Annotated in this window: 11 protein-coding genes and 2 tRNA genes; 10 read left to right on the top strand and 3 right to left on the bottom strand. The window is 40.7% G+C overall.

The window, feature by feature from the left end; genetic code table 11:
- Positions 1–120: 120 nt before the first annotated feature.
- Positions 121–663 carry an RNA methyltransferase gene (locus FK178_RS09825; RefSeq protein WP_146834249.1) on the bottom strand — a complete coding sequence of 181 codons (543 nt, stop codon included), beginning with the start codon at positions 661–663 and terminating at the stop codon, positions 121–123.
- A gap of 198 nt (positions 664–861) precedes the next feature.
- Here FK178_RS09825 and FK178_RS09820 point away from each other — a divergent pair, with 198 nt between their 5' ends.
- From FK178_RS09820 to FK178_RS09775, 10 genes are all read left to right on the top strand, one after another.
- Complete coding sequence (locus FK178_RS09820) at positions 862–1,413, top strand: DinB family protein (RefSeq protein ID WP_146834246.1); 552 nt, start codon at positions 862–864, stop codon at positions 1,411–1,413.
- Positions 1,414–1,494: 81 nt separating this feature from the next.
- On the top strand, positions 1,495–2,895 hold the full coding sequence (locus tag FK178_RS09815) for an amidohydrolase family protein (protein WP_146834243.1): 1,401 nt from the start codon (positions 1,495–1,497) through the stop codon (positions 2,893–2,895).
- A 305-nt stretch (positions 2,896–3,200) separates the two neighbouring features.
- Complete coding sequence (locus FK178_RS09810; RefSeq protein WP_146834240.1) at positions 3,201–4,148, top strand: NAD(P)/FAD-dependent oxidoreductase; 948 nt, start codon at positions 3,201–3,203, stop codon at positions 4,146–4,148.
- Positions 4,149–4,250: 102 nt separating this feature from the next.
- Entirely contained in the window at positions 4,251–4,586 is a 336-nt protein-coding gene (locus FK178_RS09805) for a DUF4377 domain-containing protein (protein WP_146834237.1), read from the top strand.
- A gap of 58 nt (positions 4,587–4,644) precedes the next feature.
- Entirely contained in the window at positions 4,645–6,477 is a 1,833-nt protein-coding gene (locus FK178_RS09800) for an ABC transporter ATP-binding protein (RefSeq protein ID WP_146834234.1), read from the top strand.
- Between the two features lie 164 nt (positions 6,478–6,641).
- Complete coding sequence (gene mutS, locus FK178_RS09795) at positions 6,642–9,233, top strand: DNA mismatch repair protein MutS (RefSeq protein WP_146837566.1); 2,592 nt, start codon at positions 6,642–6,644, stop codon at positions 9,231–9,233.
- Between the two features lie 271 nt (positions 9,234–9,504).
- Positions 9,505–9,577 (top strand) — tRNA-Gly (locus tag FK178_RS09790).
- 73 nt (positions 9,578–9,650) lie between these two features.
- Positions 9,651–9,736, top strand: a tRNA-Leu gene (locus FK178_RS09785).
- A 58-nt stretch (positions 9,737–9,794) separates the two neighbouring features.
- Positions 9,795–11,282 carry a hypothetical protein gene (locus FK178_RS09780; protein WP_146834231.1) on the top strand — a complete coding sequence of 496 codons (1,488 nt, stop codon included), beginning with the start codon at positions 9,795–9,797 and terminating at the stop codon, positions 11,280–11,282.
- On the top strand, positions 11,269–11,727 hold the full coding sequence (locus FK178_RS09775; protein ID WP_146834228.1) for a hypothetical protein: 459 nt from the start codon (positions 11,269–11,271) through the stop codon (positions 11,725–11,727). Before FK178_RS09780 ends, FK178_RS09775 begins: the two co-directional genes overlap by 14 nt.
- A gap of 96 nt (positions 11,728–11,823) precedes the next feature.
- Here FK178_RS09775 and FK178_RS09770 read toward each other — a convergent pair whose 3' ends face one another.
- Both FK178_RS09770 and FK178_RS09765 read right to left on the bottom strand, forming a co-directional pair.
- Entirely contained in the window at positions 11,824–12,081 is a 258-nt protein-coding gene (locus FK178_RS09770) for a hypothetical protein (RefSeq protein ID WP_146834225.1), read from the bottom strand.
- Between the two features lie 10 nt (positions 12,082–12,091).
- Positions 12,092–12,403: a hypothetical protein gene (locus tag FK178_RS09765; protein ID WP_146834222.1), complete on the bottom strand. Its 312-nt coding sequence runs from the start codon at positions 12,401–12,403 to the stop codon at positions 12,092–12,094.
- Between the last annotated feature and the right edge of the window lie 12 nt (positions 12,404–12,415).

The raw sequence follows: 12,415 nt of genomic DNA, 5'->3' as shown, positions 1-12,415 counted from the left end.
TTAGCTTTAGAAATATCCTTGTAAACCCTGAAATTATAGATTGAGCATGCCACCCTGGAAGATGTAAATAATGATTAAAGAATTTGTTGTAGGTGAATTCCTACATTATAAAGAATAAAATTATGTAGTTGGGGTAAGTTTTACAAATAGGTCCCAGATAACAACTCCGGCACTAACAGCGATGTTTAGAGAATGTTTGCTCCCCAGCTGCGGAATCTCAATAACCCCGTGACAGGCGTTCACCACCTGTTGCTGCACGCCTTTCACCTCATTTCCGAAGATGACAGCGCAGGTTTTTCCAGATTTGGGATAGAATTTATCAAGCATAACAGCTTTTTCGGCCTGTTCTACTGCATAAACCTCAATGCCGTCTTCCTGTAGTTTTTTAACCAGTTGGGCAGTATCCTCAACATATTCCCAGGCAACAGTTTCGGTAGCTCCCAGGGCAGTTTTATGAATATCCTTATGGGGAGGTTTTGCGGTTATTCCGCATAAATAAATCTTATCAATAAGAAAAGCATCACAGGTACGAAAAACAGAACCAATATTGTTCAGGCTTCTTATATTATCCAAAATTACGATTAAGGGAGTCTTGCCGGCCTCTTTAAATTCAGAAACTGTTTTTCTTTCGAGTTCACTGTTCTTTAATTTTCGCTTTTCCATACGACAAAAATAGCAAGTTTTTACTGGAAGAGGTATGTAAATGCTTTAAATTACTGACTTTCTTAAACTGCTATTATCACTCCATTTTTGTTCTTTCGTTTTGCAAATACAAGATTGTAATTTCAGGTTATTTAATTAATTTAATATGAAAATTGAATAGGGGCTACGCCCTTAAAATGAGACCAGATCTTTCGCGCTATGAAGACAGATACCGCAGCCCTCATAAAAGACCTTAGCGGCCGTACCGAAAAAGTGCTGGCCGAAGCCAGGGAATTGCAGCAAAGATCTCTTGAAGAACTTAATCAAAGAGCCTCGCCCGGTAGTTGGAGTGCCCTTGAAGCCATACAGCACCTTAATTTGTATGGTAATTATTATTTACCGGAGATTGAAAAAGCGGTTATTTCGGGAGAACACAAAGCAGAACCAATATTTAAAAGCGGATTTTTAGGAGATTATTTTGCCAAAATGATGTTGCCGGGAGAAAAATCAAGCAAAATGAAAACTTTTAAAGATAAGGATCCCCTTGGTAAAGAACTCGATCAAGGTGTAATAGATCTCTTCATTAAGCAACAAATAAAAATGCTGGACCTTTTAAAACGATCTGTTGCGGTAAGTTATAACAAAACCCGCATCCCTTTAAGCTTTCTAAAATTCATCAAATTGAAATTGGGAGATATTCTTCGCATTGTGATCTATCATAATCAGCGACATATGTTACAGGCGCAAATGGCGGTGAACGGGGATATCTAATTAAAATCCTAACTTTAGGTCTTCAGGAACAATCTTTCTGACAATAAATTTTAAAATTACGCCCTCTCTATTCTTTTTAATATGAAAAATTTCATCCTTTTTTTAATTCCCCTATTTCTTTTTTACTCCTGTAATAAAGAAACTCCGGAAACCTTTGATCTTATTATTTCCAATGTCAAAATTATTGATGTTGCATCTGGAAATATAAGTGAAGGAAAGCTTATTCTAATTGAAGGTGATACTATAAGGCGAATAGTTGATGAAAAGAATATTGAGAATTATACCGCACATGAGACATTAGATGCAGGGGGTAAATACCTTATGCCGGGGTTATGGGATATGCACGTGCATTTTAGGGGCGGAGACAGCCTTATTGCCGAAAATAAGGAGTTTTTATCCCTGTTCCTGGCATACGGGATCACAAGCGTAAGAGATGCAGGAGGAGATATTACTACCGCCGTGCTGGAATGGCGCGATCAAACAGCAAGTGGCGAAACAGATGGCCCACGAATTTTCACACCGGGGCCAAAATTGGACGGCACCCGTCCTGCCTGGCCGGGATCAATAACTGTAACTTCGCCTGAAGAGACTAGGAGGGTCCTGGATTCCCTGGAATCTCTCGAGGTAGATTACGTGAAAATGTATGATGGGAATCTTACCAAAGAAGCTTTTTATGACATCATTAAAGCGGCTGAAAAACGCGGACTCAAAACCACGGGACATATGCCGCTTACAGCAAATTTTATGGAGGCTATAGATCACGGTCTTGATGGGTGCGAACATATGTATTATCCGCTAACGGCCTGTTCCCCAATCGCTGATAGCCTGGCAGGCCTAAACCGGGGTTATGGGATCGTGGAGCAACTTATAGACTCTTATGACCCCGGCCTTGCAGCTCAGGTTTTTGAGAAAATGAGCGCCAATAATGTCTATGTTACCCCCACCTTATATATTGGTACCACCCTGGCAGAAATTCTGGAAAAAGATCATAGCAGGGACAGTCTTCTCCAATATGTAGGCCCCGGAATCCAGGAAACATACCGCGTAAGAATAGAAGGAGCCAGGCGGGCACAAGCCTCCGGGAGTACCATGAGGCAAAAAATGGAAGATATTAGCGCAAGCATGATAAGGCCTATGTATGATGCCGGGGTGAAAATTCTGGCGGGATCAGATTGTGGCGCCTTCAATTCTTATGTATACCCGGGGGAATCCTTACTGGGGGAATTGAATGCGCTGGTTGATGCCGGCCTAAGTCCCCGGGAGGCATTAGAAACTTCGGTGATCAACGCACCAAAATTCTTTGAGCTTAAGGAGTACTATGGGAGTATTGAAAAAGGGAAGCTTGCCCATTTAATTTTGCTCAATAACAATCCGCTTGAAAATCTAAAATATCTTGAGAACCCGGAAGCGGTAATTAAATCGGGTAAAGTGTATAACCGGGAGAAACTCATCGCTATGATGGAAGAAATCAGGAATAAATAAATCTTTCAGAAAACGGAAATTTCTTCATTTTAAACCCGGGCTTTGAGATACCAGTTATTACAGGTTTAAATGTCAATTCCCCACGTTTTGAAAGAGGTGGGAGATACAGAAAGAACAGGAGTTCTGTTTCAAATCCAGAAGGAATATGTGAATTCCCCTACGCAGAATTACTCCTGCAAAAGTAAAGTTAATTAACAATATTTGAGATTTGTCAAGGGCCTAAAAGCCTAATTTAATGCTCACAAATTTTCTTATGAAGCTTACAACTTCAGAAGTAAGGGAAATTAGAAAAAGAAATTTCAGATATGACCAAAATTGAGAATTTTGATGTAATCATTATAGGTGGAAGTTATGCAGGGCTTTCGGCCGCGCTAAGTCTTGGAAGGGCTCTTCGAAAAACCCTGGTGATAGACAGCGGAAATCCCTGTAATGAGCAAACCCCACACTCGCATAATTTTTTAACCCGCGACGGGGAAACACCCGCAGGACTTTCAGAAAAAGCCAGGAAAGAAGTGGAAAAATATCCCACGGTCTCCTTTGAAAAAGGTAGGGTAGTGGCAGCTACCAAAAACAAGAAAAATTTTAAGGTGCAAACGGAGGAGAAGAAATTGTTTTCAGCCAAAAAACTCATTTTTGCGACGGGCCTTATAGATATAATTCCTGAAATAGCGGGATTTGCGGAATGCTGGGGAATATCGATCCTGCATTGTCCTTACTGCCACGGATTTGAAAATAAAAACGTAAAAACCGGGGTGTTTGCAAATGGTCAGGCGGGTTATGACCAGGCAAAATTCCTTTCCAACTGGACCAAAGACCTCGCTGTCTACACCGATGGTAAATCTACCTTAACGAAGGAGCAGACGCGAAATCTTGAAAATCGTGAAATTTCAATTGAAGAAAAAGAAATAGAAGGTTTTGAACACCGTAATGGGCATATTAGCAACATTGTATTTAAAGACGGGACAAAAGAACCTTTGAAGGCTTTATATGCCACGCCAGAGGTGAAACAACAAAGCGAGCTACCCGAGGAATTGGGTTGTACCTTTACCGAACACGGCCGTATAGAGGTGGATATTTTTCAAAAAACAAACGTGGAAGGGGTATATGCTGCCGGCGATAATTCCAGTATGGGAAGATCGGTCTCTGTAGCCGTTGCCGCGGGCTCGGTTGCCGGGATGCTTATTAATAAGGAGATCATCGAAGAAGAATTTGCCATTGGGGAAGAAATTGGAAATCCCGAAGAGGTGAAATAAAATTTATAAATGAGGTCTTTAAAAATACGTTTAATACCTTAGTCCTTCTTCCCCCTTAATTTTGCAAATCATATAGCCTGACATTCACTTAAAACAGAAATTATGAAAAATCTTATAGTGCTTATAAACATGATGATCCTGGCCGGTTGCAGTACAGCCAATCATGGCACAAGAGAAATTGACATGAGGGTAAACAGTTACACCGTGGAATGTGTTGGGGAAATGGAGGGAACCTGCCTTTTGGTACAGGAAGGGGATAAAATAGGGGGCATAGAATGGGAATATTTCTATTATCATGACAGTATCATTGGATTCGATTACGAACCCGGATACATTTATATGCTCAAGCTTGAAAAAAGAAAAATCGACAATCCGCCGCAGGATGGATCTTCCTTTGAATATGAATTAATAAGCATAGTTTCGAAGGAAAAAGTATAATTCTTTAATTTTATTCCGAAAGGTCCAGCACCTTTCAAGGTATTTAAAAGTAAATTCATTGCCAAGACCAAAATCCAGCCTTGAACCCAATAAGATAAATTTCAGGGAGGGCTTTGCCTCCCTGAAATTTGTACCGCGTTTTTTTAAGGAAATACGCGAGGTTAATCCTCTACTGTTCTATTCCAATTTGCTGCTGCGGGTGATAAATGCTATCCTTCCGGTGGTGATGCTATATGTAGGAAAACTTATAATTGACGAGGTAGTATTGCAAATTGCCGCCGAAACTCAGGATCTGGACCGGCTCTGGATCCTGGTTGCGGCCGAGTTTGCCCTGGCTATCATTTCAGATCTGTTAAGCCGTGGCATCAGTTTAAGCGACGCCCTGCTGGGAGACCAGTACTCCATCAATACCTCTGTAAAGATCATTAAAAAGACATCAGAATTAAACCTCGATCAACTCGAGGATTCTGAATTCTATGATAAACTGGAACGGGCCAGGCAGCAAACCACGGGCAGGGTTGGGCTTATGTCCAATATTTTAACCCAGGGAGAAGATATTATCGTTATCATTTCGCTGCTGGCGGGGGTTGTAACTTTTGAGCCCTGGCTTATCATCCTGCTGGTGGTTTCTATAATTCCAACAATTATCAATGAGATAAAATTCAGTGGGACAAGTTATTCCCTTGCCCGCAGCTGGACCCAGGAACGCCGGGAGCTGGATTATTTGCGCTATGCCGGGGCCAGCGATGTAACCGCGAAAGAGGTGAAGCTTTTTGGGCTATCAGATTATCTTGCGGCAAGGTTCAAAAACCTGTCAGACCTTTATTATTCCCAAAGCAAAAGTCTCGCTAAACAGCGGGCGGCCTGGGGTTCTGTATTTAATGTGATTGGGACGGCAGCCTATTACGGGGCATACGTTTTTATAATATTCAGGACGGTAGCCGGGGTATTTTCCCTGGGTGATCTTACCTTCTTGTCTGGCGCCTTTAACCGCCTCCGGGCAAAACTTCAGGGGTTTTTTACGCGGTTTACTGCGATCACAGAAAGTGCGCTTTACCTTCAGGATTATTTTGAGTTTATGGATATGAAGTATTCCGAAGAAGAAAAAGAGGAGAAATTGCCGCTTCCCGGGAAACTGCAGAAGGGTTTTGAATTTAAGGATGTGGGCTTCAAATATCCAAAATCTGATATCTGGGTGGTGCGGCATATAAATTTTGAGCTCCGGGCCGGTGAAAAACTTGCTTTTGTGGGAGAGAACGGGGCGGGAAAGACCACGCTTATAAAATTATTGCTAAGGTTCTACGAGCCGGTGGAAGGGGAAATTTTGCTGGACGGCATTCCTGTGAGGGAATACGATCAAACCCAATATCAGCAATATTTTGGGGTAATCTTCCAGGATTTTGTCAAATTCGAACTCACCCTTCGGGAGAATATAGCAATGGGGGAGATTGGCGAAATTCGCAATCAGCCGCGTATTGACAGTGCAGCCCAAAAAAGTCTGGCTGATGAAGTGATAAGTGCCCTTCCCAAAGGCTATGACCAGCAGCTGGGTAAAAGGTTCAAGCAGGGAAAGGACCTTTCCGGCGGACAATGGCAAAAGATCGCTATAGCGCGGGCCTATATGAAAGATGCTGAGGTGTTAATTCTGGATGAACCCACATCGGCACTGGATGCAAGGGCAGAGACTGAAGCTTTTCAACGTTTTATCAAACTCACCGAGGGGAAGACGGCGGTGATAATTTCCCACCGTTTCAGCACGGTGCGTATTGCAGATCGTATTATGGTGCTTAAGGACGGGGCGGTGCTGGAAATAGGTACGCACGAGGAGTTAATGCAAAATAATAAGTTGTACGCAGAGCTGTTTAATCTCCAGGCAGCAGGGTACCAGTAAAAATTTTCTTAGGGCTAAATCATTTTTAGGTTGTGGATAATTTTGGATAAAAGCCGTATCTTAAATTGGAAATAAAAAGCAGGAATAAGTACATTAGCAGGAATTTAAATTACTAAAACCTCAAGATCTTGGCTGCCAAAAAATCCAAAGAAATCACCCCGTTGATGAAGCAATATAATGCGATCAAGGATAAATATCCCGATGCATTGCTGTTGTTCAGGGTGGGCGATTTTTATGAGACCTTTGGGGAAGACGCGGTGAAGACCGCCCGTATTTTAAATATAGTGCTTACCAAAAGGGGCAATGGCAGCGAGGTAGATACAGCCCTGGCGGGATTTCCGCATCACGCGCTCAACACCTATTTGCCAAAACTGGTAAAAGCGGGTTTGCGGGTTGCAATTTGCGACCAGCTGGAAGACCCAAAAATGACCAAGACCATTGTAAAACGTGGGGTTACCGAATTGGTTACGCCCGGGGTGTCAATGAATGATGAGGTGCTGCAGAGCAAATCCAATAACTTTTTGTGTGCCCTTCACTTCGGAAAGAAAAACCTTGGCATCTCCTTTCTGGATGTTTCCACCGGCGAATTCCTTACCGCGCAGGGGTCTTCTGAATATATCGATAAGCTCTTGCAAAATTTCAGCCCCAGTGAAGTATTGATCCAAAAAAACCACCGCAAGGAATTTTCAAAAGCATTTGGAGACAATTACCATTGCTTTTACCTTGAAGACTGGGTGTTTAAGCTGGACTATGCCTATGATTCCCTCAACGCGCATTTCAATACCAAATCCCTGAAAGGTTTTGGGGTAGATCATTTGGCTGAAGGGATCATCTCCTCGGGGGCTATCCTTTTCTACCTTGGAGAAACACAGCATCACAGGCTACAGCATATCACCTCCATTAATCGTATTGCCGAAGAGGAGTATGTATGGATGGACCGCTTTACCATTCGCAACCTGGAATTATATCATTCCAACGCGCAAAATGCCGTTACCCTGCTCGATGTAATAGACAAAACCATATCTCCCATGGGTGGCAGGATGCTGAAGCGTTGGCTGGCCCTTCCGCTTAAAAATGCTGAAAAAATAAGGAACCGGCATAAAGTGGTTTCCTATTTTATTGAAAACAGGGAAGAACACAATAAAATTCAGCAACAAATAAAAAAGATAAGCGATCTTGAGCGCCTTATCTCAAAAGTGGCTACAGGGAAAATTTGTCCGCGGGAAGTGTTGCACCTTAATAATTCCCTAGAGGCGATTGTACCTGTGAAGGCTTTGGCAATGAATTGTTCAGAAGAAGCTTTGAAGGTGCTGGGAGATAAACTCCAGAACTGTGATGTGCTAAGGGCTAAGATAAAGGAAACCCTGCATGAGGATGCCCCGGTGAATATTTTGAAAGGAAATGCAATCGCAAAAGGCTTTCATCCGGAACTTGATGAGTTGCGGGGGCTGGCATTTACGGGAAAAGAATATCTTGACGGAATGCTGGAGAGGGAAACCCGCGCTACGGGGATCTCTTCGCTAAAAATAGGCAGCAATAATGTTTACGGTTATTATATTGAAGTGCGAAATACGCATAAGGATAAAGTGCCCGAAAACTGGATACGCAAGCAAACACTTGTGAATGCCGAAAGATATATTACTGAAGAGCTGAAAGAATACGAAGGAAAGATCCTGGGAGCTGAAGAAAAGATACAGCAGCTGGAGCAAAACCTTTTTCTTAACCTGGTGAACTGGCTGGGAGATTACATACAACCCGTGCAGCAAAATGCGCGTTTGATAGCCCAAATAGACTGCCTGGGCTCTTTCGCAAGCCATGCCATTTCCGGAAATTATACACAACCTGTTATTGATGATTCCCTGGAACTTGAGATAAAGGATGGCCGCCATCCTGTGATCGAGAAACAGTTGCCGCCGGGGGAAGCCTACGTGACCAATGATGTTTATCTTGACAGGGAAACCCAACAGATCATTATGATCACCGGGCCAAACATGAGCGGTAAGTCGGCAATACTTAGGCAAACTGCTTTAATAGTTTTACTGGCTCAAATGGGAAGTTTTGTGCCTGCAGGTTCGGCCAGGATAGGCCTTATAGAAAAGATCTTTACGCGGGTGGGTGCCAGTGACAATATCTCAATGGGCGAGTCAACTTTTATGGTAGAGATGAATGAGACGGCGAGTATCCTGAATAATATTTCGCAAAGAAGCCTTGTGTTACTGGATGAAATTGGAAGAGGTACAAGTACCTATGACGGGATCTCTATTGCCTGGGCCATTACCGAATATTTACATGAACACCCGGCCAGGCCAAAAACACTTTTTGCCACGCATTACCACGAGCTCAACGATATGGGCGAGACTTTTGGACGTATAAAGAATTACAATGTTTCGGTTAAGGAATTAAAAGATACGGTGCTTTTTCTTAGAAAACTTGTTCCCGGCGGGAGCGAGCACAGCTTCGGGATACATGTTGCCAGAATGGCGGGGATGCCTCAAATGGTGATCTCCCGGGCCAATAAGATCCTGAAGAAGCTGGAAAAGTCGCATCAAATGGAAGACACGGGTGCTGTTTTAAGAAATTCCGCCGAAAGGGATATGCAGCTTAGCTTTTTTAATCTGGATGACCCTTTGCTGGAGGAGTTGAAAGAGGAGTTGTTGCATATAGATATTGATACACTCACGCCCGTGGAGGCTTTGATGAAGCTAAGTGAGATCAAAAGAATGCTGGCAAATAAGCAGAAGAAGGCGAAAGTTTAAAACCTGCAAGTCGTTTGTGGTTTATTGTTTGGAAACAGTTAAAAGAATTTAGGTATTGTCCTTGAAGTATTTATATAAAATGCCACAGTAAAATACAATATCTGGCTAAACCTTTATGATCCAGACTCCTGTTCCTTTGGTAGGTTTTACCTCAAAAAAGTTGATTCAAATATTATAAAAAAACCTTTGCTATTATAAGAATTGTATTAAATTTGCAACCGCAATATAGCATTGCAGCCACGCCTCCGGGCGTAAAAAGTTCTTAAAAATCGCGAAAATAGCTCAGTTGGTAGAGCGCCACCTTGCCAAGGTGGAGGTCGCGGGTTCGAATCCCGTTTTTCGCTCTGAAAATATTTCCTGAAGTGGCGGGTTCTCCCGATAACTATCGGGACGTTTTTCGCTCCACAAATAATCCATGCTCGGATGGTGGAATTGGTAGACACGTTGGACTTAAAATCCAATGATCAGCAACGGTCGTGCGGGTTCAAGTCCCGCTCCGAGTACTTAGAAAACCCCTGTTAACACTGGGGTTTTTTAGTTTTATGCCCTCTGTTCATATCTATGAAATTAGAGGTAAAAATATCATCCGGGCCAACTAACGGGCCAATTTCTTTTACTATTAACATGGCTAAAAGACAGTATTCAGATCCCAAATTATATATTCCTAAAGTAAAGGGGAAACCTACGGTGGCTCCGGGAAAAAGATGGTATGTATGGTTTTTATGGCGAAATCCGGAAACGGATAAACTGGATATCAAAATCAAATTCTCCAAAGGTATCAACCAATATCAAACGGTTAAAGAGCGAACCCAAATAGGGAAATCACTGGTAAAAGCATATACTATTGCTTTGGAAAAGGGTTGGAACCCTGTTGATAAATCTATATCCAAAAAGAAAAAAGAATCCCAGAATAAAATCTACACTTTAAGAAGTGGTCTTAATTATGCTCTGGAATTAAAAACCCGTAATATAAAGGAATCTACAAGAATTGATTATGAATATCGGGTTTCTGTTTTTATACATTGGGCCGAAAAGGAATCAAAGGCCGGTTTAGAGTTAGATAAATTTACACTAACCGATTTCTATGATTTTATGGATTATCTGGAATTGGAATATATTAATAAGAAAACGAAACAAAGATTATCTAATACCAGCATAGGGAATACCAAACGTATCATTTCAAGTCTGTTTACGGAATTAAAGAACCGGAGATTAATAGAACATAATTTTATAAAAGATATTCCCACAATCAAGAGTAAACCTATTAAAAATAGGCCGTTCACTTTTAACGAGCTTCAGGATATAAGAAAATACCTGGAAGTCCATGATCCATATATGATTTCATTTCTCTCGTTTATGATTTACCCTTTACTTCGCCCCAGGGAAATTTGCCGATTAAAGATTGAGGATCTAAATACACGAGATTGGATTTTAGGGGTAGAAACAAAAACCGAAAATCGTAGCTATAGCAGGATTATTGAAAAGATGAAACCTGCAATTGAAGCAATGCAAATTGAAGGATTGCCTGGAGGCTATAGTTTATTTACACCTGTAGACAAACCAGGCGTATGGGAAACTACCAGAGAAGATAGTAGGGCCAGCTATTTTTCAAGTAGATTTTCTTTTACCGATAGCAATAAAAAAAACCCATATGACTATGAAAAAAATCCAGAAAAATTAACAAATTTGCTTTATTGTTGTAGGTATGGGAATGGTAATGAAGCATCAGGTGATGGCTGGAAATTTAGAGGTCGAGGTATTTTTCAACTAACATGGAAATCAAACTACGACGCTTATTATGAATTTTTGAAAGAAAAAAATATTGAGTGGACTTATGAGGGTCCCGAATCATTAAGTGGGGAAATGCATTCAGTACTTAGCGCGATGTGGTATTTTCAAAGTAAGGTTTTAAGTAGTGTTGATATAACAAGTACAACATCTTCTGATAAAGTAACAGCTAAAATTAATAAATATACAGATCAGGGGTCTTATGATGGAAGGGATGCTTTATTTCAGAAAACAAAAACTAATATTAATGATTGTAATTAAAAAATTAAAAATGAAAAATAAACCACTATTTACCATGATTGCGGGCATAATGATTACACTCGTTAGCGTAACCGCTCCAGCTCAAACTACTATTGAAGAAATGGAAGAGCAAGAACCATATCTATCAACTGATGAATGTTCTGAAATTAAGTCTAGAATTTTGGGATCATGGGTTCTAGAAAATAATACGTCCAACAAAATGGTTTTTTCTAGCGATAATATTTTGAAAAGGTATTATAATGGAGTATTAAAATCAATGGAGACTTTTTCTATTAGTTCATTTTGTGGAGGTGAATCCTTATCATCTAAATATTTTTTAGTTACAACAACAAGTAATGGAACTACGGATTGTGTTTATCTCGAAAATGTTAATGATGACAATAGTGGATTTTTAACACTGATTACTCCTGGTCAAGGTAAAATTATTGTCTATAAAAAAATCTGAATCACTAATAGTATTTAATACTTAAAAGGAATATCGAGGGTAAAACTTCGATATTCCTTTTTTCAATTAAAGTGTTAGAAGGCTGAAAAAATCTTTCTACATTTCTATGAAATTGTTACAATATCCTTTAGGAAGTCCCACAACTTCTATAAGCTTTTCTAATTCTCGTCGGGAAAGTCTTTTTCGGTTTTTAGCAGCCAGTGGTGAGAGATGCTGGTTAGTTTCAATTTGAATAGAGTGAATTAATTTACGCAAGTACGCTTCAGGTTCTCTAGGGTACATTTCTACAATTGTTGATTTTCTTGCCCCGCAGGGCAGCAACTTTAGAGTGGGAGATTTTTCATTTTTGATCATAATAGGGGGATTAAATTTGTTGCATTCGCGTACTGCGATTGGAGTTAGTGTAAGTTTTAAATTTCCTATAAGCCTCTTTTTCAGTTTTGGCCATCACCGTTACCTCTGTGGCACCTTTTAAACTACCCTTTCTAAAGGTGAATTTCTTAAAACCCCGTAATTTGTAAAAATAGATTCCAGCTTTCCCATAATTTTGGAGAAATTTATATTTAAACCTACCAAAGGCCCACCAATATTGGGGAAGTACTAACCATAATGATTTTAAGAGAAAGAATAAAAATAAAACCGCGAGTACGTAAGCGATAAGTGTGATGATTTTCATAGTTAAATGTTG

The organism is Antarcticibacterium arcticum (assembly GCF_007993795.1).
Taxonomy (GTDB): domain Bacteria; phylum Bacteroidota; class Bacteroidia; order Flavobacteriales; family Flavobacteriaceae; genus Gillisia; species Gillisia arctica.
Note: the sequence above shows the minus strand (reverse complement) of the source record. Positions and strands in the feature narration are given on the sequence as shown.

Coding starts and splice junctions, on each gene's coding strand:
- FK178_RS09765 (WP_146834222.1), bottom strand. CDS start 12,403: ATGAAAATCATCACACTTATCGCTTACGTACTCGCGGTTTTATTTTTA.
- FK178_RS09820 (WP_146834246.1), top strand. CDS start 862: ATGAAGACAGATACCGCAGCCCTCATAAAAGACCTTAGCGGCCGTACC.
- FK178_RS09770 (WP_146834225.1), bottom strand. CDS start 12,081: ATGATCAAAAATGAAAAATCTCCCACTCTAAAGTTGCTGCCCTGCGGG.
- FK178_RS09805 (WP_146834237.1), top strand. CDS start 4,251: ATGAAAAATCTTATAGTGCTTATAAACATGATGATCCTGGCCGGTTGC.
- FK178_RS09825 (WP_146834249.1), bottom strand. CDS start 663: ATGGAAAAGCGAAAATTAAAGAACAGTGAACTCGAAAGAAAAACAGTT.
- FK178_RS09775 (WP_146834228.1), top strand. CDS start 11,269: ATGATTGTAATTAAAAAATTAAAAATGAAAAATAAACCACTATTTACC.
- FK178_RS09810 (WP_146834240.1), top strand. CDS start 3,201: ATGACCAAAATTGAGAATTTTGATGTAATCATTATAGGTGGAAGTTAT.
- FK178_RS09780 (WP_146834231.1), top strand. CDS start 9,795: ATGAAATTAGAGGTAAAAATATCATCCGGGCCAACTAACGGGCCAATT.
- mutS (WP_146837566.1), top strand. CDS start 6,642: ATGAAGCAATATAATGCGATCAAGGATAAATATCCCGATGCATTGCTG.
- FK178_RS09815 (WP_146834243.1), top strand. CDS start 1,495: ATGAAAAATTTCATCCTTTTTTTAATTCCCCTATTTCTTTTTTACTCC.